The following is a 23,750-nucleotide window of genomic DNA, read 5'->3' as shown; positions in this document are numbered from 1 at the left end:
TGTATTGAGGGTACCCGTTGAAGGATCAAGTTAGTCTTTTTTTTTAATTATTTAGATATCTAACTATTACAATTTGAAATAATAGCAGAACCTATTATTCGATGCAAATGTTCATATCTGGTTATGTTATACCTGCATCTTGTAATTGGCGTAACTGGCAAGTGAGATGTCACTTTCTACTAGTTACATAGCAAAACTATAGAGGTATTATAATAGCTGTCCCTGTCACAAGGCAGGACAATCATCAACACCTGGACAGAAGATAAAGTTAAGCAGATAAAGGAGGCTATACCATGAATGCTCATACCTCTCCAGCCTCTAACCGTATTAAGATCCCGCCAGGATTCTGGGCAGGTTTAAGTGAATTAGGAATTGCCTCCCATGAGGTAGCTCGTAAAGCACAAATGCCGCTCACCATCGTAACGGAACCCACCGTTACCGATACCCAATATTTTGCGATTTGGGAAGCTTATTCGGAACTCATAGGCGATACAGCTCAAGGGATTATCAAGCTTGCAACCGTCTACGAAACAGCGAAGTATCCTCCTACCATGTTGGCTACTTACCACGCTCGTGATTACCGCGACGCTCTAAATCGAATGGCTAGGTACAAACAATTGTGTCCGCCCGAGAGCTTACGAATCTCTGAAGAAGGTGAGCACTGTACCATCGAACTTGAATGGCTGCATGCCGAGCAGCCCGGTCCACCGGTGCTGGCGGGCATCACGCTGGCATGTCTTCTGGAGCTTGGGCGCCGGGGCACTGGCCAGCCTTTGACAGGGCAGCTCGTCGAATTTTCACACACCGAGGGTGATGTACATGCCCTTGAAGATTACTTCGGCTGTCCTATCCAGATGGGTGCAGGCCGGAACCGGTTAATACTGCATCGAAAAGATTTGGACCGCCCTTTTCTCTCATACAACGAAGAACTGTTAGAGATCCTGACTCCCGCTTTGGACCGATCGCTTTATGAACAGAAGCGAAGCCGCTCCATTACGGAAACGGTCAAATGGATTATGAAGCGCAGCCTTACCGGAGGGCGCCCTGACATTCAGACGATCGCCAAGGAGCTTAGTATGAGCAATCGAACCTTACAGCGCCGTCTTTCTGATGAAAACACGAGCTTCAATCATCTTTTGATAGAAGCCAGACATGAGCAGGCCCGAGAGTACCTTGCAGACCCGTCACTCGATATTAAGGAAGTGGCTTTCTTAATTGGATATGAAGATCAGAACTCATTCTACCGTGCCTTCCGTCAATGGGAAGGTGATACACCCACCCACTGGCGTACTGAGCATTCAGAAATAAGCTCGATATAGAAGAACCGCTGAACTATTTTTGAGAATGACCGCCTATCAACACACTGTTTAAGGAGAAATGCATCATGGATATGGGACTACACAATAAAACAGCTCTAGTTACAGGCTCAACAAAAGGTATAGGTAAAGCCATTGCCATTGAACTTGCCAAGGAAGGTGTTCATGTACTCATTAATGGACGAAATCATGAAGAGGTAGAAAGAACGGTGTATGAAATCAAAGAGAAATTTCCCGCTACCTCTCCTCAAAATGCCGCGGCGGATATTGTGGATATCAAGCAAAGAGAAGCTTTGCTTAAGAAATTTCCTGATGTGGATATTTTGGTTAACAATATGGGGATATATGAAATTATGCAATATGAGGACGCCCACGATGAAGTATGGGAAAAATACTTCCGGACGAATGTTCTTACAGCCAATGGATTATCAAAATTTTATTTGCCTGCCATGCTGAAGAAGGATTATGGCCGCATTATTTTCATTGCGAGTGAAGAAGCCATGATGCCTTCAGGACAAATGCCTCAGTACGCGATGACCAAATCAATGCTGTTATCATTGTCAAAAAGTTTATCAAAACTAACCATCGGTACTGAAGTTACAGTCAATACAATCCTGCCAGGACCCACACTCTCTGAGAATGTACAGCAAATCATTGAGGGGATCTATCCTAATGAAGATATGACTTTTTCAGAAAAAGAGAAAACATTTATGACAACAAACCTGCCTCAATCTGAAATACAACGCTTTATCAGGCCTATGGAGATTGGCAGACTCGCTGCATTTGTATGCAGCCCTTATGCTTCCGCATTTAAAGGTTCTCCCATCCGGATGGATGGGGGTATGGTGCCAACGATTTTTTAAATCAATTCGCATTGTTGATATACGGGCAAAAAATACAAAAGGGCTGCTGTTGCAGCTCTTTCATTTGTTTTCATTGTGTAGCTAGATATTCACAAGCAATGTTTCACTCCTGCTCGTCTAGTTGCTGGGCAAAGGTGAATGGCAATTGGTGACCGCAATAAGATGGACAAAAATCTCTGGCAAATGCTTATTACGTATGGGATAGCTACATAGACGAAATAAATTCTCCTTGCAACAATAGAATAGAGTAAATAAGACGACTATCTGGAAGATGACCTCATATGCGTAGTTAAGTGATGAAAGTGTTTCTTAACCACATAACTCTAAGTCACATACTGTTGCCACAATGAATAATTAGGAGTATAATGGGAATAGAAATAAAAGGACCTTTTGGTCATCGGGGAGGCGACCCTCGATTCCACGCCGTGGGGACTTTAAATAAGACACGGAAACCTTTGTCGTCTTATCAACACCTACTATGCTCTGATGTGGATACATCAGGGTTTTTTATTTGTTAAGGAGATAAACCAGAGGCTTGACGTCACAGCACTTTCCAATTTATCGACAAAACCGAAGATTGATGAAATATCAATTGAATTGCTTCGACAATATTATGAACGGGACTTAGAACCATACATTTTTATTTTTGAGTTAGACAATGGTATCGTCGTTAACTTGGACTTTAATAAAGAGCATCTTTGCCACTTACTCGGAATTGAAAAAATGGCAAAGGGAACTGTTAGGTATAAAGAGCTTTATAAATATTCTGGACTTGCGGGATACAATAATATTCAAAATGGCACAATAACAATACAACATTTAAAAGCCCTTAATAAAGGGCGATTTAATTTTATTAAAGATAAGCTCATCTTCTTCTATCTTCTCCCTTTTATTGTTGACTCTCCCGAAATATTATTGGATTTCGTTACAAGCAATGGAAAGTCATTAATTGAGGCAAAATTATTAGCCTATATGACAACGGAAGAAGCCTATGTACACTTAGGAATTGATGAAGATGATGACTCCAATAGGTTTTTCCCAAAAACCTATTTAATTGAGCGAATTAACGAAACTAGCGATGGCACCAAATTCATCAAAGGAAAATCGCCTTTCAAGGTGATAAAGGCTCAAAAAGTCAGCCGAATCTCTAATGATATTAATTCGATGTCTGGTCCAGATGCTGAATCTATCTCATAGACCAACCTTCAGAGAATCCCTAGGACTGTTTATACTTTACACTTACTTCGATGCCAACTTCCCTTGCTTATGACTACCCTACTTTCCGTTTTACCACTACTTGTGGTATGGTTCACAACTTTATCTAAAACGGCAAGCATTAAGGCCATCCGGTACCGGATGGCCTTATCTATATTCATATTAGTGATCCAAAGGATTATTATCTGAAAACAAATCCGGATTATCCTGGAGCATGTCTGTTATGACTTCCGCCACCTTGGCCGCATCACAAACCCTTACTTCGGCATCGCCAAGCATCCCCTTACGCATGGCACCACGGCTTTCCAAGACCTCATCGACTTTCCAAAAATGCTCCGACCATGACAACCCGCAATGTCTGCGGGAAGGTACCGAAATCTCCGTCCCGTCAGGTAAAACAGTGTAGAGCATCTGATGATCATCCGTTAGTCTGCCCGATATGTCCACCCATTCTTCGACTCCATGTATAAACGTGTTGCGCCTTAGATCAACACCTACTAGCAATATGGTCGCCTTTCGATCAAGCAGCTTCTCCCACGCGGAGCCTCTGGCACATGGCGTATCAAAGTGATGATCGTCATCGGTAAACGCTGCAGCATCTTCGCCTAAAGCAGCCACCGAATGCGTGGGATGCAGCGAGCGAATCACGCCGGGTCTTTTGCGAAAAAGCTCAGGCAAAATACCAACGCAGGAAGGTGACTGATCCACATAGAATCGGGGATTATCCGCATTGATATAGGACCATGTGTGGGTGGGCAGCACCAGCAGCCCATCCTTCATATACGCTGTAAATGCATCCAAGACGGCCTCCGCACCGCCCTCGACAGCCCCCATGCTTTTCATCGATGAATGAACCAATAACGTTCCATTGTGGTCGATGCCAAGCTGCTCCAATTGTTTCATTAAACTCCCAGTTGTGTGCATGTTTTTCCCCTCCCGGGCCTTTATATTAAACTTGCTCTTACTATACAGCCCACTCTATCATTCATTTAGCGAAGCGTACATAGAATGTAACCACGGTCCCTTGGCCTAACGTGCTTTTAATTTGAAGACCTGTGCCGAAATGCCGCTTTAACCGCTGGTCCGTATTGATCAGCCCCACTCCTGAACTGTGATCTGTCTTTCTTTCTAGTATCCGCTGCAATTGAGCTTCATCCATACCGATTCCATCGTCTTGGACGGTTATCTCGGCATGGCTGTTATGGACGGAAATCCGAATATGTATATTCCCCCCGCGGGAGCGCTTCATGACGCCATGTCTTATCGCGTTCTCAACTAAAGGCTGGATCGAAAGAAACGGAATTTTCAATTCCTCGTAGTCGTCTACTTCCCATACAACCTGCAGCCGCTCTTCAAAGCGAATTTGTTCAATATAGATATACGAGCGCACCAGACTTAGCTCCTCTTCGATCGGTACAAGTCCGTCCGTATCATGGAATCTGAATTTATATCGCAAAAAGTTACTGAACTCATCAAGCAAATTACGCATCTTGTCCAAATTAATGTCGCTTAAAGCCGCTACAGCACTTAAGGCATTGAATAAGAAATGAGGCTGGATCTGTGCTTGCAGCCATGCCGCTTCCAATCGCAATTGCTCCCGAACCGTTTGCTTGATCGTAGTTAGCGCCTCAATCCGCGATCTGATTTCTAACGCCTCCACCGGTTTGGTCACATAATCGTTTGCTCCCGCCAAAAACCCGCTCTGGATATCCTTCGGTTGGCTTCGGGCAGTAAGAAGCAGCACAGGGAGCTCTGTGAGCGTAAACCGCTCGCGGATCCTCCGTGTCAGCTCATAACCCGACATCTGCGGCATCATAATATCGGAGATGACAAGATCCCAGGCCTTGGTATCGAGCATAGCTAATGCTTCTTTGCCGCTCGTGACCATCGTTAGATCATATTCGTCCGGAGGCAGGATCGCTTCAAGTACTTGAAGATTAACCGGATCGTCATCAACAACTAATAAAAGTGGACGGTTACGAGTTGTTTCAGGTAAAAGCTCTTGTTTTGCAGCTGGTGACAAAACTCCCTCATTTTCCAAACCAGCCCCTACCGTTTCCTCAGGCAGCGCAGATGGTAAGTCTAACGATTCCAATGAACTGGAATTATTCTGCTCTTCCTCTGTTTCCGCCTCTGCCAGCTTTAACGAAAACGTAAACTTGGAGCCTTCTCCTGGAATGGAGGACACCTCTAACGTACCCTGATGAAGCTCAATGAGCTGCTTGCTTATGCTTAAACCTAACCCGAAGCCGCCTTCGATCATGGTCTCGCTGGCGCTCGCTTGCTCATAGGGATGAAACAGACGTTTTTGCATATCTTCGTCCATCCCGATTCCCGTGTCGGCAATGACGATATAAGCGCTACCGTTCTCTGTAAAAGCTTGAATCGATATGACCCCTTCATTCGTATATTTCACGGCATTATGCAGCAGATTGAACACAATTTGTATAACCCGATTCTCATCGGCAATGACCGGCGGAAAATCCTCAGGAATCTGATTTACGATTTGGACGGACTTCACTTCTGCGTTAAATTGAAGCATATCCATGACACCCGTGACGATTGGCTGAATCGATATGGACTTTTTCTGCAGGCGCGGATTGCCTTCCCGCAAACTCATCACATCAATCAGATCGTTTAATATTAGTGTTAGGCGACGTCCTACGGACAGAATCGTTTCAAGCTCCTTCACACTCCTGTCCTGAAGCATATGTCGTTCCCGGTTCAACACCGATTGTGACATGTTAAGCATGCTATGGAGCGGATTTTTGAATTCATGGGAAGTGTTCGCCAGGAATTGATCCTTATGGTCATTGACTCTTTGCAAGGTGGCAGCAATCTCTTTCGTGTTCGCATGCATTTTGAAATACCCCTTAAACCATACGGCAGCCAAGCATCCCATCGAAAGAATCAGATCAAACGGATAGTGGGCTACGCTCAGCGCACTTCCCCTCGAAATTAGCGCCCACAGAAAATGATGGACCAATGCGAGCATGGAAATTAGCAGGAACAGATGGTCCTGGATACCTTTGATTATTTTTTTAACGATAGCAATAATCGTGATGATCGCCGTGGTGAAGCCCAGCAGAAAGTAAATCGGGAACAGCATAATCACCTGCGGCGGGGCCAAGAACAGGGTCAAACCGGCAGTTCCTATAATCATGAATTTATAAACAGGATAAACCCTTCTCCAATAAGGGAGTTCCCGATGAATGGTACATTCCAGCAGCGCATAGCACCCGATCATCAACGAGGCATTGGACAGCCGAAAATCCCAGTCACTGTTTATGTATATGAATTGATGAAACAGCTTCTCATCCGTACTCAATATACTTGATAGGGTTACACACAGTGTCAGCAGAGAGAAGTACAGCAGTCTCTTATCCCTATTTCCCAGTAAGAATAAAATAAGTGCATACACGGAATGCATAAGAAATAGAATAGCCCCCAGCGTCTGCAACGAAACGGAAAGTGTCGTTTCCTTCGCTATCACTTCTTCTGATCCGAATTTAATCGACCGAACAATGCCGCCGCCCCGACTATCCTCATAATTGGCCGCCTGAATCACCAATTCGATGAGACCATTGTCGTCTGCTGTAAAGCTCGTAGAATAGGGCAGGTTCTTTGCTGTATATTCTTCCTGCGCTTCTCCCACCCGACCGGATTTAGCGAGCAATCGTCCATTGACATACAATTCGGATGCGGTACGCACGCTGGGTATGCGGATGCTATAATTAGAGCCTTTTTCCGGATCGACAAAAATACGCAGGCGATAAGACCCGAATCCATATGGCGTAGACTCTTCAGCATGTAAGGCCTCATTCCATTTCCCCGGAACTGAAATTATCCTCGGTTCCAGATCACTTTCTGCATGGTGCCCGCTGCCGTCCAGCAGCCATTGTGAGGGATAGAATTCCCACTGCCCATCAAGCAGGAGGATGCCGCCGTCTTCAGCATTCCAATCCCGCAAGTCGAGATGACCATTCGTAATGGATACCTGCTGTTGATCAGGGAACAACTCCATCCACAGCATGCGCAGACCGGACAGGACGATTAATAATAACCCTATGAATAATATAAGATGGCTTTTTTTCATTTGATAACCTGATAAGTTCTTTGCCAAGATGTACTCCTCTCTCCTAATCCATTCTACACACCCTATCTTCTATATCGGACGAAGCTACTCAAATCTTCCAGAATTCCCTAATCCGTGGTACGATCTTTTGATGAAAGATTAAACGTGTTGCACATGAATATTGTCATTAAGGATAAGGGATGTGTTGTTTTGTTACCACCTTTCACCAAAAGAGGAGCACTGCCTGAAGGACTCCACAAATGCACGATGGAGGAATTTATCAATAGGTTTTGCCCCGTCGATAACGAAAAAACGGACTTTTTTCCTACTTTTCATAATGATCATGACCTCTCTGTTAGATCCTACTATAAACCCGTCATTGAGCATCTGTTCGGGCATTCCATTGAAAGAGGCGCAGACAGCATTATTTTTGGCGGTTCATTCATAACAAATGACGAGACACCGAATGATATTGACTGCATCGTGATTGTTCCCAATTCAAACTGCATACCTCATAAAAACGAGATTCTGACTATGTCCGGCTGTACCTTGGATATTGTCTATGTAACGGAAGAGAATACAGACATGATCTATAAGCTAATGAACATGTTTTCGTTTGACAAGTATGACTTAAACGTGGGCTTGGTCCAAGTCAGCTTAACAAGTGAATTTCGGAATAGCTGGGATGATTTCTATGGGCAATACGATTTTGCAGAGTTACTGCTGGAAAGAGAAGCATATATTTTCAGACATTTCGTCACGGGAAGCCAGAAGAACGGAGTTCTGGTAACGATTCACGGACTCAATACCAACAGTGAGTGGAATTTCGACCTTTCTCCGATCGCAAGCTCCAGCAATTGGATATTCGCTCCTTTTTATTATGGCAATGTTAAGCTACCTCTTCTTAGTCAGAAATTAAAGGCAGACATTCTGGGGTATTTTAGAGAATGGATCTTTATGATTAAGGACAAGTATCAATGTGAAATATCCATATTTGCCCATAGTTTCGGCACATACATAATCGGCGCATATCTTGTTGGCTTCAATCATAATCCACCTGTTAAATTCGATAATATCGTATTAGCAGGGTCGATCCTAACTCCCGATTATGACTGGAACAAATGCATAGACCGAGGATGTGTAAACACGGTGTACAACATCATTTCTCCTCGTGATCCATGGGTGCCAAAAATCGAAGGAGCAAAAATTTTAACGAAAGACAAACTATTTGGACAGGCAAGCAATTTAGGATTTACACAAACAAACAAACGATTAATACAGGAATCCTACGATATCTATGATCACAGTAATATGCTGCGGCTGGACGTATTTGAATCGAAGGTAATTCCCTTTCTCAATACGGTTAAAAAATTCAGATAACGATGGCAAGCCACCCCATGATTCATGGAGTGGCTTCTCTTCTTTCTATGGGAGAACCATATGCCTAGTAGCCATCAGATACGAATCTGAAGCCCGTATTTAGCGAATATCCATGATTCACTCATGTCTTGTTTCGCATCGCGGCTTATACGAACCGATGGCTTCTGCTCGTTCATTGCCTCCGGATCCAGCGCGGAGAAACGAAGCGGCTTTGTTCTTTTCTTAATGTATCCCGTGATGTCCTCGAACAACTTATACGTTAATGGCCGATGATCCCGGATATCCTCGTACACGTAGTACTTCCCCTGTTCATCCTCCATCTCGATTTGCAAGCCTTTAGGAAAAGAAAGCAGGATGCACGGCAGCTCATCCTCGGCCCATTGTCCGTAATAGGGGAACTGAACACCTTCATTTCTCGCGAAAAATCCCGAGTCTTCCTGCTGTAACGTAACCGGAATGGAATAGACAAAGAAAGGGCGAACCCCCTCCCTCTTTTCCCCTGTCGTAAAATATCGATAATAAGCCTGATAAGCCTCAATCACTTGACTCATATCATGCCTTGTCCGGTCGCCATTCGTCAGGCGGAATTGTGTATCCTTATGTTCAAAAAGCTCCAGTACGCTTCGGAACTCTTCTGGTGTTATGAAGAATCGCAGCTTATAGAATCCACTGTTTTTTATTCTATCCATAGTTTTCACCAACAATCTGAATAATTTGGGTCCACAAGTTTACACATGCGCTAATTCGTTGTTAGTCCACATATAGTTTAGCCTATTCGGGTAATATGCGGAATAGGGGAATCCGCCTAGTTTCATGAGGCAGCTAGCTAAGGGCTTTTTTCGCACAGATGGCAATTGATTAATCATCCAAAGCCCCTTACGATTAGTTATAGGAATATGTAGTGCTGACATCTAACCGCTCTTTCAGGAAGGGAGAGAAAGATGCATGGAAAAGGAATTCGCTTTGACACAAAAGCTGCTGACCCTGCTCGATTCCGAATATCGGTGGTTTACCTTGGCCGAAATAGAAGAGCAGCTCAGCGTCTCAGATAAAACGATCCGCAAAATTATTGACGAAACGCAGCAGGAGCTTCCCCCTTCGATTACGATTGAGATTTCCCGCGGAAAAGGCGTCATTCTCCATTATGAGAAACGGAATGTGGCGTTTGGTGAAGTCATTTCCTCAATGTACAGGCAGAGAACCTTCTATCAACTGCTTGATTTGCTATTCTTGGAGGGTGGGCGCTATGGACTGGAGGAGCTAGCCGACAAACTGTATATGAGTTCTTCCTCGCTAAAAAAGCTGATCATCCGGCTGAACAGCCATGAACTGAAGCAATATCATTTACGCATCACGTATTCCATGCCCGAGGTAAAAGGCAGTGAGATCAATATCCGTTATTTTTACTGGAAATTGTATTATGATGCCTATGAGTTCTCCGGCTGGCCTTTTCCTGGCATGGACCAGGCTCAGATGCTCGAATATATCACGACTGTTGAATCGGAGAATGACATTGTCTATTTTCTCAATGCCAAGCGGAGCTTGTCCTTCCTGGCAGCCATCATGATGACGAGGGTACTGCAGGGCAAATATGCCGACATTCCCCGAGGCCAATATCACTGGGAGAGCAGCTTGCTCCATTCATCCATTACATCATGGGTAAGGACACTTGAGCAGCGTTATTCCATTCATTTGCCGCTGGACGAAACCCGGTTCCTCCAGGCGATGCTCAGCTTGGGCCAATACAACTATTATGATGAAGCAAAAATCAGCACGATGATCGCGATGAAGAAATCAAAGCTCATGCAGATTCAGGAGGAAGAGGATCAGATCGTCAATCATTTTCTCATGCTGGCGCTTGCTGCTTTCCCTGCCATTGATATGAATGATCGCTTCATCTGGGAAATCGGGGAGTTCTTCGAAAAGCTGCGGCTGGAAAATTCACTTCCCGACATGATCGCCATCTCAACAAGCAGTCTGACCGAATATGTTCAGAGAGAATGCCGTCCCATGTATCAGAGCGTCATGAGCTGTATGCAGGAATGGGGAAAGCGCTACCCCGGCATTCTGTACAATGACTATCATCTGACGAAGCTGACGCTGCTGATCGGCTCCAGTCTGCGCTATAACAGCAAGAAGGCCTTCCTGCTGATCGGCGGGGAATTCTCCATCCGCCATTATGTCGCCAAGCTGATCAAGAATGAAATCGGTGACGAGCTGATCATCAACACCTCCATTATGGAGGGCCTTACCGATGAAATCATTCAGAAGCATAACATCGACTTTGTGATCAGTACATTTCCCGTTGAGCTGAATACGGTACCCGTAGTTATCATTTCAACGATACCAACCAAACGTGATTTGGAAAATATCCGCAAGGAATTAATGCAACCATGAGGACTCATGGTTGCATTTTTTCGTTTAGCTCCGTAATTTTCTGGTCTTGGTTCTCTCCCCGATTCTTACTATGATGAAGGCAGATAAACAATTAAGCGCTTTCTTCATAGGGGGCCATAAAGCAGGAGGAACAGGATGAGTATACATTTGGGAGCTCAGCAAGGAGATATCGCAGAACGCGTATTGCTGCCAGGAGATCCTTTGCGGGCCAAATTTGTAGCAGAACACTTCTTAGAGGACGTCCATTGTTATAACGAAGTGAGAGGCATGTATGGGTACACCGGTCGTTATAAGGGGGTTCCGGTTTCTGTTCAGGGTACAGGGATGGGCAACCCGACCATGAGCATTTATGCAACGGAGCTAATTCAGGATTACGGGGTCAAGAAGCTGATCCGCATCGGTACCTGCGGCGCTATGCAAAAAGAGCTTCAGGTCCGCGATATCGTACTGGCTCAGGCCGTATCATCGGATAGCAATCTGATGGAAAAAATATTCTACGGCTGCAATTATGCACCCACAGCGGATTTTGGCATGTTAAGCAAAGCCCATCAACTGGCCCAGCAGAAACAAGTCAATGTTTTTGTCGGCAACATTTACAACTCGGACGAGTTCTATCGGGAAACATTGGACCGGCTTCACAAGTTTATGGATTTCGGGGTACTTGCGGTCGAAATGGAAAGCGCTGCCTTGTATACGCTGGCTGCCAAATATGGCGTTAAAGCCCTGTCCATATTGACAGTAGGCAGCCATCTGCTGACCAATGAACGCTCGTCGCATCAAGACAGCGAGAAATCTTTCCATGACATGGTGGAGATCGCGCTTCACACGATCCTGGCTGAGTAATAGCCTTGAGCAGGATGTTTTTTTAAGATAAACGATAATTTTAGGAGGAATAAGCAATGGGAATCAAACGCGGACTTAAATATGACTTTTCGTTGTTGGCCATTTTATTGATTCCGATCGGAATCGCGATCAACTTTGTCGGTGCGCAAATTATACTGCTGCTCAAGCTGCCCATCTATCTGAACACCATCGGGACGATTCTGACAGCCATGATCGGTGGTCCTTGGGTCGGTATGGTCACAGGAGCCAGCACTAACCTCGTTGTCGGTATCACCAACCCCGTCTCGTTCGCTTTTACGCCTGTTCAAATGGCTGTCGGCCTGGTAGTCGGCTTGCTGGCCATGAAAGGCATGTATACGAAGCTGTGGAAAGTGATCTTGGCTTCTATGGCCGTCGTACTGACCGTGCTGATCGTTGCATCGCCGATTCAAGTGCTGATGTTCGGCGGAGCAACGGGCAATTCCTCGGATGCCGTGGTTGCTACCTTCCTGGCCTCCGGTCAACAGATCTGGACAGCGGTATTCTCAACCAAAATTCTGGTGGAAAGCGTCGATAAAATCATCAGTAACGTCATCGCCTTTGTCATCGTGATGAAGATGTCCCCGAGATACTTGTCCAAACTGAACTATGGAGCGATCTTCATCAAAAAGAAATGATTTTTAATCAGCAATGGTTACGCTTTCAGAAGGAGGGGTTCTTGTGAATAACGAACGGTCCATGTTGAGCCGTCTTTATCCAACAACCAAGTTTATGATTACGATCGCTTTATGTTTGGCCGCATTTATCGTGCCCGGCTACGGGTTTAGCTACGCTGTTCTGCCGATTTGCATGGTGCTGGCTTACTTTGCCGGCAGCTTCAAGGAATTTTCCAATCTGGCAATTAAAGCACTGCTGATGATTGTTGTATTCATCTTTATTCTTCAGAGCTTCTTCTATCCCGGCCATGACATTCTGTGGAGCTGGGGCATCTTCTCTATCAAACGGGAAGGTGTGGAGTTCGCCCTGTTTCTGACATCGAAGATCGTCGCGGTTGCCTCGGCATTCATTCTGTTCTTCCGTATTACCAAGGTTAAGGATTTGGTTCATTCCCTGGAGCAGATCGGTTTGCCGTCCAAAGTAACCTATGTCATCCTGTCCACACTGCAGCTCATCCCCGAGATGAAGAAGCTGACCCTTGTCATCATGGATGCCCAAAAAACGAGAGGCGTCGAAACCGAAGGCAAACTGCTTGTCCGTATGAAAGCCTTCCTGCCAACGCTCAGCCCGCTAATTCTCGGATCCGTGGCAAGCACCGAAGAACGGGTACTGACGCTGGAATCGAGAGCCTTCTCGGCCAATGTCAAAAAAAGCAGCATCTACACACTGGAGAAGACCAAGTACGACCGGCTGGTGCAGATCCTGCTGATTGTACTGCTGGCTATCTTAATCGTCTGGAGAGTTGCGCTATGAGTATCATTACGATCAAGAATTTATCATACCAATATCCGATCAGCGAGTCCGATGCACTCAAGGACGTGAGTGTAACGATTGAAAGAGGCAAGCTGTATGCACTGGTTGGTGCCAACGGTGGCGGAAAAACGACCCTGTGCAATGTCATCCGCGGGTTTATCCCCCACTTCTATAAGGGAGACCTGCGCGGCGAGGTGCTGATTGAAGGCAAGGATATCCGGGAATGGGGAATGGGTGAGCTCTCCCAAAAAGTCGGATATGTCTTCCAGAATCCTTTTACCCAAATTAGCGGCGTAAAGGATAATGTATTCGAAGAGATTGCCTTCGGCCTTGAAAATCTGGGCATGGAGCCTGGACTAATCCGGGAGAAGGTGGATCAGGTGATCCGCATGCTGGAGATCGATTATTTGCGGGATAAGAACCCGTTTGAGCTCTCCGGCGGCCAGAAGCAGCGGGTAGCACTCGCTTCCATCATCGTCATGGAGCCGGATGTGCTGGTGATTGACGAACCGACCTCCCAGCTTGACCCGAAGGGAACGGAAGAAGTATTCAAGATTATTGAGCTGATGAAGAATAAAGGGAAAACGATCATTCTCGTCGAGCATAAAATTGAGCTGATTGCCGAATATGCCGACTACATTATCCTGCTGAACGAGGGAGAAGTGGCCATGCAAGGAAGCACAAGGGAGATTCTGACCGACGAGCGTGCTCTTACATTCGGGGCTGCCCTTCCTCAGTACTCACTGTTCGGCATGGAGATGCGCAGACGGGGAATGGATCTTGGCAGTATCCCGCTAACGGAAAAAGAAGCTATCGAAGCTGTGAAGACATGGATGAAGAAGGGGGTTAACGCATGAGCTTTCTGACATTGACGAATGCTTCCTTTGCTTATCCGAACGGCTACAAAGCAGTGGATCGAGTGAATATGTCCTTTAATAAAGGCGAATCCGTTGCCATTGTCGGCCAGAACGGGGCAGGTAAAACGACGACCGTCAAGATGATGAACGGGCTGCTCAAGCCTTCCGAGGGAGATGTCGTTATCGATGGATGGAACACCCGGGATTATACCACCGCGCAAATATCGAGAAAAGTCGGCTATGTGTTCCAGAACCCCGATGACCAGATCTTTCATAACGATGTGTACAGCGAGATTGAATTCGGACCCCGCAAGCTGGGTCTCCCAGAGGAACAGGTGAAAGCGAATGTCATGAAAGCGGCAGAGCTTGCAGGCGTCGTCCCCTTTCTGAAAGACAATCCTTACAATTTACCCTACTCCATGCGTAAATTCGTAACGATTGCTTCCGTGATCGCGATGGATTCCAGCGTCATCATTCTGGATGAGCCGACAGCGGGCCAAGACCTTCCTGCCATGGAGCGGCTTGCCAATCTAATCGAGACATTAAACCAGGAAGGCAAAACCATCATTACGATTACGCATGACATGGAATTTGTCGTGAACAACTTCCACCGGGTTATCGTCATGGCGAACCGTCAGGTCATTGCGGATGATGACAAGCGGGCCATCTTCTGGAATCTGGATGTACTGGAGCGGGCGATGCTGAAGCAGCCGCATATCAGCCGGCTCGGATACTCGCTAGGGATCGGCCACAATATCCTGGCGATTCCAGAGCTTGCGGACGAGCTGGCCAAGCACAAGTGAGGTTATAAAGGAGTGATCCTATGGAGCAGGAGCAGGTAAAGCATATCCTGTTGGACGTGGATACAGGCGTGGATGATGCTCTGGCGATCATCTACGCTGTTAAATCCAGTAAGCTGCATATAGAAGGTATTACAACCGTATTTGGCAATGTCGGTGTGAAGCAGGCGACAGATAATACGCTCCGGGTACTGGAATTGGCACAGCCCGGTTACGAGATTCCGGTTGCCATGGGGGCGGATGCCCCCTTGTTTCGCCCGCGCCGCGAGAACGTAACCGCCATTCATGGAGCTAATGGGCTGGCTGGATATGAACTGCCAGCGTCCGGCCGCTTGCCGGTGGACGAGAGAGCGTCCGATTTCATCGTTAGGAAGGTACGGGAACAGGCGCATGATATTACGCTGGTATGCACCGGCAGACTGACCAATTTGGCGGTGGCACTCGCCAAGGACCCTTCGATTGCCCAGAAGGCAAAGCTGGTGTTAATGGGCGGCGCCATCAAGGTGCCGGGCAATGTCACGCCCGTGTCCGAAGCCAACATCCATGGTGATCCTGAAGCAGCACACCGGGTGTTCGAGTCCGGTATTCCCATAACGATGGTTGGCCTCAATGTGACCGAAAAAGCTAAATTCAGCGAGGCTCATTATCATACACTCATGAATGGTTTTTCGGATCAACAGGCAGCATTGAAATCATTCATGCATCATATATTCACCTTCAGCTTTGAGGCCAGCGAACGTTTGAACGAAGGTAAGTATCGGCTGATGCATGATCCGCTGGCATTGGCTGTTGTAGAGGATCCTTCCCTGGTGGAGATGGAGGATTATTACGTCTATATAGAAACGAAAGGACAACTATCCTCCGGCGCAACGCTGGTTGACTTCAGACGGCCGCAATCACGGACCAATGCTTCCGTCTGCATGCATGTCCGCGAAGAGGCATTCCTTCAGCATTATATTCGTAGGGTGTTATCATAACCCGTCAGAGAAGGAGGAGCATCATTAATGAACCCCATATTATTGGATGTGGATACAGGAATTGACGATGCGCTGGCGATTGCCTATGCAGTTCGGTCCCCGGAGCTGGATGTTATCGGGATTACGACCTGCTTCGGAAACGTATCGGTAGATCATGCGACGCGCAATACACTCCATGTCCTGCAGCAGCTAGGAGCAACCGGGGTTCCGGTTGCCATGGGGGAAGCCGCCCCGTTATTCCATCCTTCCATGAAGACTTACCCTACCCAGTTTCATGGCGAGAATGGTCTCGGCAACCTGACTTTCCCCGATCCCGCAGGCAAGCCTGTATCCACACGAGCGGCGGCCTTTATGGTGGATCAGATCAGACGATATCCGAAGCAGGTTACGCTGATCTGCGTTGGTCCCTTAACCAATCTGGCCGCTGCCATACTGCAAGCGCCGGAGATTGTGTCACTCGTGCGGCAAGTCATCGTGATGGGCGGAGCTGTGGGCGTGGCGGGCAACCGCCGGATGCATGCGGAAGCGAATATCTATTCCGACCCGGAAGCGGCTCAGCTTGTCTTCCAATCCGGTGCTCCAATCACGCTGGTTGGACTGGATGTAACCTTGCAGACCAAGCTCAGGCTGGAGGATATTCAGCGCTGGAGAGAGCTGGATACGGATTTCACCCGCTTTTTGGCCGATATGACCTCTTATTATATCGAAGGCTACCGGCAAGCCTATCGCGACCCTGCAAGCTGTGCCCTGCATGATCCTTTGGCAGTAGCGGTAGCGATTGATCCCAGCCTGGTCAAGGTTCAGCCGATGGTGCTCCAGGTCGATCTGGAAGGCATCCATTCGTATGGCAGAACCATCGCTGATCTGCGGCCGCGTTGTACCAATCAGCCGAATGTCAATGTGTGCATTGGTGTCGATGCGAAGCGGTTCGAGGAGCATTTTATGCAAACGCTGATGATATAAGCGACAGCATAAGGAGTGAACGCAGGAAGCGTTCACTCCTTTTTGTGTTGACTGCAAATATCGATCAATTGGCGGCGCCATTCGCAAGGCAGACATTCTATTCACCCTCTTCCCTCATGGTGTTGCGGCAGGTTGGCGAATATATAACGCTAGACTTTCAGGGAAACCTCCTATAAAATGGGATCATGTAGCGAAACGTAGTTTCACTAGTTGAAACCGCCAAGGAGGAGAAGAACCAATGGCTTTTCATTTCTATGGTCTGGATCATGTTCAACTGGCAGCTCCGGAGGGCTGTGAAACAGAAGCACGACATTTTTACCATCATCTATTGGGTTGGACGGAGATTCCGAAGCCTGAGATTCTCAAGAAACGCGGTGGCGTATGGTTCCTATGCGGGACGCATCAGGTACATATTGGAGTCCAGCCCGATTTCGTTCCTGCTACCAAAGCCCACCCGGCATTCCACGTACAGAACTTGGATGAGCTTCGTGATTACCTACAACAACAGGATATTCAAGTTACCGATGACGAAGCAAGAGCGGATGAAGGAGTTCGTCGTTTCTATATAAACGACCCCTTTGGAAATCGGCTTGAGTTTCTGGAATGGCTTCAGTCTTAAAGTCAGTTAGCATTGAAGATCCGACTCTCTAGTGATAATATTTATTGTGGCATTCAGATTGGTAATAATTACATCAAGTAGAGGTGTCGGATGAGAGTATTAAAGGTTTTTGCCATCACCATATCCATATTCGCTGTATTATTTACGGGGGTTGTCGTATACATACTACTGGCTGAGCCGGATCTGCTAAAGACGAATGACAAGCCGCTTGCAGCGACATCTTCAACCGAAACGCCTAACAAAGACAATTCCGCTGATCAACAAGATGAATCGGAAACGCCTTCAAAGCCGGTGACAGCTCCTGAGCCTGTCAACTCCAAGCCTACGAAGCCAGCAAAAATCCCATCGAGCACAAAATCTGAAGAAGCTGAAGAGGTAGAGCCACCGTCGGTTCCAAGTGCAACTATAGAAGTGAGTACACCACCTTCTGAGTCGGCTTCGGTAGAGCCTACGCCTGCTACAAATGCAGTCCAGGACCCGAGCACACTCCTCATGGGCAGATGGGTAGCTGTGAATAATCCGAATCTGCGCTTCGAATTTTTTCGTGATGGCACATTTACAAGAGGAAATTATCATGCTCCGAACGATTACAATGAATTTGCGGGAACGTATTCGTTTAGCAGCAGCACACGGTTGAAAGTACAATACGAGAAATGGACTATTAAACTCGATTCAGGCTATAAAAATACCCGTCCAAGTGACGAGAGCTATGTATTCGAGATTGTCATTGATGAGAATACCCTTCAGATTCCCGGTTCCAAAGAAGCCTTTGGTGCTACGGAATGGACGAGAGAAAACTAGAACCCTCCACTAGAGGAAGACTCAGAGCTCTAACTGAATCGCCTATGGGTCCCCCTCCCGCGAGATTGGCGGTAGGGGCTTTTGGTTTTCCAGGGAAGATACTGGCCCCCCGCTTCCTGCATTCCAAAACCTAAAACGGGAGGATATTATGGAAATATCTAATAAGTTGATTCAAGTCAGAGTTCCGAGCGAAGCCACCATTAAACAAAAAATCTTGTCCATAGTGACTGCAATAACTATCGGAATAATTTTAGGTATAGCAGCAAAGCTTGTGGATACTCCAGCTGTGAACCCTATCTTTACGGATGTCGGCGATCGTCTGGGTATATGGATATTTGTGGCCACACTTCTATCCGTTTACAGCTATTCGCCTCAATTAGCGGCTATCAGAATCTTTGCTTTTTTTGGGTCGATGCTTACCGTTTATTATGTTTACACCACGTTTGTGCTGCATTTTTTTCCGGGAAAGGCCATTTTATTCTGGGGTATATTGGCGGTTGTATCTCCTGTTTGTGCTTATATCATGTGGTATGCGTGTGGGAATGGATGGTTGGCTAATATCATTTCTGCTCTTCCCGTCACCGTATTGATGGTAGAAGGATTTGGACTGCGTAACGCTTACTTGCCTGTTCACCATCATTACTAATACCATGGCTTATGGGAATATATCTGCTTATGATCGTTGTCTTGCTGATACTTCTTCCGAACAAGCGGAGGAGACTTCTCAGTATTGTACCGATGGCTATTATCCTGTCTATAATCATGGTGTACTTTAATGTTCTCGGCCGGATATTTGGTGGAATGAACGGGGTATTGTAAGTGTGATCTGATCTAAGATACATAGAGTAACTCAAGTTATAAGCTATTCATTTTATAGCCCTTTGCTCTTGCTATACTGCATATAGCTTTAGAAAAAAAGAAGTTAACCAAACGAAGCCAAACCAAGACCGTCCGTTTCATTAACCATGCGCCACCTCGGAAACTCCTACAGCAAAAGACCCTTCTGCGAAGGGTCTCAGATTGTCGAGAAACCCTGTCCTTTTCAAAAGGATCAGGGTTTCTTCGCGTATTTGTCATATACTGTTACCAGAAAATAGAAGGAAACAGAGTATATCCTAACGATACTTTATGTAGATTGGATAAATTCATAAAAACCCCGAATAATTACCAACTTTTTAGTTTTTTTGGTGTTTATATCTTATGAGAAACTGGAAGAGTCTATTAAAGGAGGATTAACTATGAAGAAACAAGTGGCTATTGTAGCCTTATCTAGTTTGCTTATCCTTGGCGGCGGTGGTTTTGCATATTATTCATATGCTGCTGAAGTAGAACAAGAAGTACAAAATTCTACTGTTGAAATGTTTCAAACCACAGAGCAAACGATTGAAATTAAACAGGAAACAACAGTTGGCCCTGGGGTGCCGCCTGAAGGGTTGGTTGATATTATTGATATTCCGGCAGCGGATATACATATCCCGCTTCCAGAAGACAAGTTATCACTTCAATCCTCTGAATTAACTCTGAACAATTTTCAAGCAATACAGAGAGAGTATGGACTTCATCTTAGATCCTTATTTACGACTGCAGACGGAGATCAAATTCGTGTAAGTCAAACTGATACGAGAAAGGATATTTCGGCAGTTATTGAGAGTTTAAAGAATAGCTATCTTGAGACTGTTGAACTTACAGAAATTAATGGTTTCACGACTCTATACGTAGATGGCGAATTTAGAAAAGTGGTACATCTCATTTCCAACGATCATCTCTTCACTGTAGCTTCCTCAACAGCCACACTTGATCAATTAATGGATATTGCGAAACAAATTCATGAGTAATATGATTCCACGATTACCTTCCAAGAGCCGCCCATACCTGCTCGTATACCCTCTTCAAGGGAATGCCATGCTTCTCGGCGATCTGCCGGCACTCTTCAAACTCCGGTGCCCACTGTACGTTCTGCCCATCATGCGTTCCTCTTTTAACCGTGACTTCTCCCCATTCGGTTGACACCTTCTCAAACGTTCTTTCCAAACGGTGCACGGTCAAAGGGTAATACCGCACGCCCAGCGTCGTGGTCTCGCGGAAGAGGATATCCTTCATCTTATCCACACGATCCTTGGAGCAGAGCAGCTGAAGCAGTGTTCCCGGTCTGTTCTTCTTCATGTAAATCGGTGTGTAGTATACATCATTCGCTCCGCTTTCAAACAGCAGGTCCATGACGTATCCGAGCCATTCGCCGGGAATGTCATCGAAGTTCACTTCCATTTTGACCATGTCATGGTCGATATGTTCATGATTCGGGGGCTTATTCGCACTCATGCGCATCTCTCCTTTGGAAGTTCTGCTTCATATGCTCCTTCCGATCTTCTGGTGCTAATTTCGCGGGTTAGTCTCCGATGATAACCCGCAGCACATTTGGATGCTCGGCAAAGGTCTTGGTGCCTGCGCCGTAGCCGATGGAACGGACCCGCATGGAAGGGATCGGGCCATATGCTTCAGCCAGCACGGAGACGATCGCTGCACCCGTAGGCGTGGTAAGCTCGCCACGAATATCCGATTGCTCCAAGGGCGCTCCTCTTAGAATCTCAAGTGTGGCTGGCGCAGGTACAGGATATATGCCGTGATCAATGCGTATTTTCCCTTTACCAACCGGTACAGGCGAGGATTGGATCATGTCGATTTCCAACTGATGAATCAAAATCGCCGCACCCACAATATCGATAATGGAGTCCACGGCCCCTACCTCATGAAAATGCACCTTCTCCAAAGGGACGCCATGAATCTGCCCTTCCGCTTCCCCGATTTTCTTAAATATCCGGAGCGCGATATCTTGTATGGGCTGTTCAAACCCGGCGTGTTCGATCATCCTCACAATGTCCTTGTAGGATCGGTGATCATGATGGTGATGCCCATGATGGTGGTCATGGCTGTGATCATGAACGTGTTCATGAGGGTGCACATGATCCGCATTGTCATGGCTGTGACTGTGGTCGTGGCCATCAGCATGTATGTGCAAATGATCGGCATGCTCGTGGCTGTGGCTATGAGCATCTCCGTGTTCGTGCACGTGCTCATGCTTAGCATGGCTATGACTGCCACTGTGATCGTGCTGGTGGCTATGTTCATGGTTATGGCTATGTTCGTGGCTGTGGCTCTGATCATCTCCGTGTCCATGTACGTGTACATGCTCAGCATGATCATGGCTGCCACTATGATCGTGATGGTGACTATGATCGCGGCTATGGCTGTGATCGTGTACATGCACATGCTCCGCATGGTCATGGCTGTGATCGTGCTGGTGAGCATGGTCATGCTGGCTCGCATCACCTGTCAGCAGTACATCGAATTTGGTCGATGTGATCCCATTTTTCACAACCTTGTTCCATGTCAGCTCATACTCTTCTTCAATTCGCAGCTTCTTCAGCTCTTCCTGCAGCCGGAATGGATCGGCACCCGCATCGATCAGTGCACCGATGAACATATCTCCGCTAATGCCGGAGAAACAATCAAGATAAAGTATTTTCAATCCGGTTTCCCCCTTTATGTGCAAGCTGATGAATGAGTGCTGCGTTATACCCGCCGCCGAATCCATTATCGATATTCACTACACTAATTCCAGAAGCACAGGAATTCAGCATCGTAAGCAGGGCCGAGAGACCGTTGAAGCTCGCTCCATATCCAATACTCGTCGGAACGGCAATCACGGGATGGGAGACCAGTCCGCCAACAACGCTGGGGAGCGCCCCTTCCATACCGGCCACAACAACGGACACGGTCGCTTGCTGAATTTCCTCCGCATGACTCAGGAGACGATGAATGCCCGCGACCCCCACATCATAAATACGGCGCACCTGGCTGCCCAGCACTTCGGCCGTAACCGCCGCTTCCTCTGCAACTCTCAGGTCAGAGGTGCCTGCTGCAATGACAGCTATATAACCGGGCAATGCTTCCTCTCCGCCGTCTTCTTTTTTCCAAAATAATAACTGAGCCGTCTCATCATATTGATACTCTGGGCATGTCTCTTGAACGATCCCGGCCTTTTCTTTGGATATTCTCGTGACCAGAACACTCTGATTTCGGGCTTGCAATGATTGTGCAATCGATAGGATATGTGCAGCCGTTTTGCCTTCCCCGTACACGATCTCGGGAAAGCCTTGGCGTTTTTTGCGGTGATAGTCCACCTTCGCGAAGCCGAGGTCTTCATATGTGGCCAATCTTTCTTTCGCTTCTGCGACGCTCAAAGCGCCTGTTCGAACCTGCTCCAATATGTTATCAAGCACTTTTCTCATCCCCTAAAAATCAGTCTGGTATTGAAAATGAAATTAAAATAGTCCTGCAATCGTTTTGGCGACGCCTTCATATTTACTGTAGATTTCCTGATAACGCTTTCTGTTCTCCGGATTCGGAACGATCGTATCTCCCCAAGGGATGTTCTGTTTAATGTCTTCGAAGGAGGCCGCTTTTCCAGTAGCCACCAATGCTGTCCATGCCGCTCCCCAGGCAGCGCTATGATGATTCTCGGACACGCAGACTTCCGCCCCGAACACATCCGCCATCATCTGCAGCCAGCAAGTTGACCGGGACAGACCGCCATTGACATAGATTTTCTTCGGCTCACCGGCTATGGCTTCCAGAGCCTTGCCTATTTGATACAGGTTGAAGGTAATGCCCTCCAGGACCGCTCGAATAAAGTGCGCCTTGGTATGGGTTATGCTGATGCCAAAAAAGTTCCCTCTGGCCCTTGGATTCCACAGCGGCGCCCGTTCACCGTTCACGTAAGGAAGGAACAGCAGGCCTTCTGCCCCTGGCTCCACCCTATCTGCCGCGCTTAAAAATTCGCCAAAGTCTCCATCATCGCCGAGCAAATCTACAATCCCGCCGTTATTCGTGGGTCCGCCGATAATGGCCGTGTCCTCCGTAAAGGAATAACAGAAGGTTTCCTCATTCTCGCTCGCCTTGATATGTCTCGTAAATTGTCTGATGGCTCCGCTCGTTCCTACCGATACGGCCACTTCTCCCGGCAAGATCGCACCAATGCCCAAGTTCGACAGCTGGCCGTCTGCCGCACCAATCACGAACGGCATGCTGTCAGGTAAACCCGTCTCATCGGCAATCATCGCGTTCCGATATCCAGTCCAATGACCAGCTCTCTTAACATGTTCATCTTCCTCTTCTGCTTTGCATTTCATGTAAAC

At 46.9% G+C, this 23,750-nt stretch carries 23 protein-coding genes; 16 read left to right on the top strand and 7 right to left on the bottom strand.

The window, feature by feature from the left end:
* The first annotated feature begins 293 nt into the window (after positions 1 to 293).
* From AM231_RS25555 to AM231_RS25545, 3 genes are all read left to right on the top strand, one after another.
* Complete coding sequence (locus AM231_RS25555) at positions 294 to 1,319, top strand: AraC family transcriptional regulator (RefSeq protein WP_054405183.1); 1,026 nt, start codon at positions 294 to 296, stop codon at positions 1,317 to 1,319.
* Positions 1,320 to 1,384: 65 nt separating this feature from the next.
* Complete coding sequence (locus tag AM231_RS25550) at positions 1,385 to 2,179, top strand: SDR family NAD(P)-dependent oxidoreductase (protein ID WP_054405182.1); 795 nt, start codon at positions 1,385 to 1,387, stop codon at positions 2,177 to 2,179.
* A gap of 486 nt (positions 2,180 to 2,665) precedes the next feature.
* Entirely contained in the window at positions 2,666 to 3,376 is a 711-nt protein-coding gene (locus tag AM231_RS25545; protein ID WP_054405181.1) for a PBECR4 domain-containing protein, read from the top strand.
* Between the two features lie 180 nt (positions 3,377 to 3,556).
* On the opposite strand, the gene AM231_RS25540 is transcribed toward AM231_RS25545, so the two are convergent.
* Positions 3,557 to 4,318 carry an AAC(3) family N-acetyltransferase gene (locus AM231_RS25540; protein WP_054405180.1) on the bottom strand — a complete coding sequence of 254 codons (762 nt, stop codon included), beginning with the start codon at positions 4,316 to 4,318 and terminating at the stop codon, positions 3,557 to 3,559.
* 61 nt (positions 4,319 to 4,379) lie between these two features.
* Positions 4,380 to 7,490: a hybrid sensor histidine kinase/response regulator gene (locus AM231_RS25535; protein WP_207383697.1), complete on the bottom strand. Its 3,111-nt coding sequence runs from the start codon at positions 7,488 to 7,490 to the stop codon at positions 4,380 to 4,382.
* A gap of 153 nt (positions 7,491 to 7,643) precedes the next feature.
* Between AM231_RS25535 and AM231_RS25530 the strand changes: the two genes are divergently transcribed.
* Complete coding sequence (locus tag AM231_RS25530) at positions 7,644 to 8,849, top strand: DUF6932 family protein (RefSeq protein ID WP_423212946.1); 1,206 nt, start codon at positions 7,644 to 7,646, stop codon at positions 8,847 to 8,849.
* A 74-nt stretch (positions 8,850 to 8,923) separates the two neighbouring features.
* Here AM231_RS25530 and AM231_RS25525 read toward each other — a convergent pair whose 3' ends face one another.
* Complete coding sequence (locus AM231_RS25525) at positions 8,924 to 9,538, bottom strand: hypothetical protein (protein WP_054405177.1); 615 nt, start codon at positions 9,536 to 9,538, stop codon at positions 8,924 to 8,926.
* A 256-nt stretch (positions 9,539 to 9,794) separates the two neighbouring features.
* Here AM231_RS25525 and AM231_RS25520 point away from each other — a divergent pair, with 256 nt between their 5' ends.
* From AM231_RS25520 to AM231_RS25465, 12 genes are all read left to right on the top strand, one after another.
* Positions 9,795 to 11,246, top strand: a complete 1,452-nt coding sequence (locus AM231_RS25520) for an AcpB/EbpR/MafR family transcriptional regulator (protein WP_054405176.1) — start codon at positions 9,795 to 9,797, stop codon at positions 11,244 to 11,246.
* A gap of 135 nt (positions 11,247 to 11,381) precedes the next feature.
* Positions 11,382 to 12,089, top strand: coding sequence for a purine-nucleoside phosphorylase (deoD, locus tag AM231_RS25515; protein WP_053490888.1), 708 nt, complete (start codon positions 11,382 to 11,384; stop codon positions 12,087 to 12,089).
* Between the two features lie 56 nt (positions 12,090 to 12,145).
* The gene (locus AM231_RS25510; RefSeq protein ID WP_082341804.1) at positions 12,146 to 12,745 is read left to right on the top strand and encodes an ECF transporter S component; all 600 of its coding nucleotides are present in this window, start codon (positions 12,146 to 12,148) and stop codon (positions 12,743 to 12,745) included.
* A gap of 43 nt (positions 12,746 to 12,788) precedes the next feature.
* On the top strand, positions 12,789 to 13,538 hold the full coding sequence (locus AM231_RS25505; protein ID WP_082341803.1) for an energy-coupling factor transporter transmembrane component T: 750 nt from the start codon (positions 12,789 to 12,791) through the stop codon (positions 13,536 to 13,538).
* Positions 13,535 to 14,395, top strand: coding sequence for an energy-coupling factor ABC transporter ATP-binding protein (locus AM231_RS25500; protein ID WP_054405175.1), 861 nt, complete (start codon positions 13,535 to 13,537; stop codon positions 14,393 to 14,395). The genes AM231_RS25505 and AM231_RS25500 overlap by 4 nt, the downstream gene beginning before the upstream one ends.
* Positions 14,392 to 15,198 carry an energy-coupling factor ABC transporter ATP-binding protein gene (locus tag AM231_RS25495; RefSeq protein ID WP_054405174.1) on the top strand — a complete coding sequence of 269 codons (807 nt, stop codon included), beginning with the start codon at positions 14,392 to 14,394 and terminating at the stop codon, positions 15,196 to 15,198. The genes AM231_RS25500 and AM231_RS25495 overlap by 4 nt, the downstream gene beginning before the upstream one ends.
* Positions 15,199 to 15,218: 20 nt before the next feature.
* The gene (locus AM231_RS25490) at positions 15,219 to 16,172 is read left to right on the top strand and encodes a nucleoside hydrolase (RefSeq protein ID WP_054405173.1); all 954 of its coding nucleotides are present in this window, start codon (positions 15,219 to 15,221) and stop codon (positions 16,170 to 16,172) included.
* A 27-nt stretch (positions 16,173 to 16,199) separates the two neighbouring features.
* On the top strand, positions 16,200 to 17,135 hold the full coding sequence (locus AM231_RS25485) for a nucleoside hydrolase (RefSeq protein ID WP_054405172.1): 936 nt from the start codon (positions 16,200 to 16,202) through the stop codon (positions 17,133 to 17,135).
* 238 nt (positions 17,136 to 17,373) lie between these two features.
* A complete protein-coding gene (locus AM231_RS25480; protein WP_054405171.1) occupies positions 17,374 to 17,754 on the top strand; it encodes a VOC family protein in 381 nt (126 codons plus the stop codon).
* 90 nt (positions 17,755 to 17,844) lie between these two features.
* Complete coding sequence (locus tag AM231_RS25475) at positions 17,845 to 18,555, top strand: hypothetical protein (RefSeq protein ID WP_054405170.1); 711 nt, start codon at positions 17,845 to 17,847, stop codon at positions 18,553 to 18,555.
* Between the two features lie 148 nt (positions 18,556 to 18,703).
* Positions 18,704 to 19,201, top strand: a complete 498-nt coding sequence (locus tag AM231_RS25470) for a hypothetical protein (RefSeq protein WP_054405169.1) — start codon at positions 18,704 to 18,706, stop codon at positions 19,199 to 19,201.
* 592 nt (positions 19,202 to 19,793) lie between these two features.
* The gene (locus tag AM231_RS25465) at positions 19,794 to 20,390 is read left to right on the top strand and encodes a hypothetical protein (protein WP_054405168.1); all 597 of its coding nucleotides are present in this window, start codon (positions 19,794 to 19,796) and stop codon (positions 20,388 to 20,390) included.
* Between the two features lie 13 nt (positions 20,391 to 20,403).
* Here the strand turns inward: AM231_RS25465 and larC2 are convergent, their stop codons facing one another.
* The 4 genes from larC2 to AM231_RS25440 all read right to left on the bottom strand — a co-directional run bounded on the left by larC2 (position 20,404) and on the right by AM231_RS25440 (position 23,744).
* Positions 20,404 to 20,874: a nickel pincer cofactor biosynthesis protein LarC2 gene (gene larC2, locus AM231_RS30295; protein ID WP_054405167.1), complete on the bottom strand. Its 471-nt coding sequence runs from the start codon at positions 20,872 to 20,874 to the stop codon at positions 20,404 to 20,406.
* A 67-nt stretch (positions 20,875 to 20,941) separates the two neighbouring features.
* Positions 20,942 to 22,036 (bottom strand): nickel pincer cofactor biosynthesis protein LarC, encoded by a 1,095-nt coding sequence (gene larC / locus AM231_RS28450; RefSeq protein ID WP_278044653.1) that lies wholly within the window; start codon positions 22,034 to 22,036, stop codon positions 20,942 to 20,944.
* Between the two features lie 25 nt (positions 22,037 to 22,061).
* Complete coding sequence (larB, locus tag AM231_RS25445) at positions 22,062 to 22,835, bottom strand: nickel pincer cofactor biosynthesis protein LarB (protein ID WP_054405164.1); 774 nt, start codon at positions 22,833 to 22,835, stop codon at positions 22,062 to 22,064.
* A gap of 42 nt (positions 22,836 to 22,877) precedes the next feature.
* Positions 22,878 to 23,744: an FGGY-family carbohydrate kinase gene (locus AM231_RS25440; protein ID WP_242615308.1), complete on the bottom strand. Its 867-nt coding sequence runs from the start codon at positions 23,742 to 23,744 to the stop codon at positions 22,878 to 22,880.
* Between the last annotated feature and the right edge of the window lie 6 nt (positions 23,745 to 23,750).

Source organism: Paenibacillus solani, from assembly GCF_001277345.1.
GTDB classification, from domain to species: Bacteria; Bacillota; Bacilli; order Paenibacillales; family Paenibacillaceae; genus Paenibacillus_AQ; species Paenibacillus_AQ solani.
This window is presented reverse-complemented; position numbering and strand designations above follow the sequence as displayed.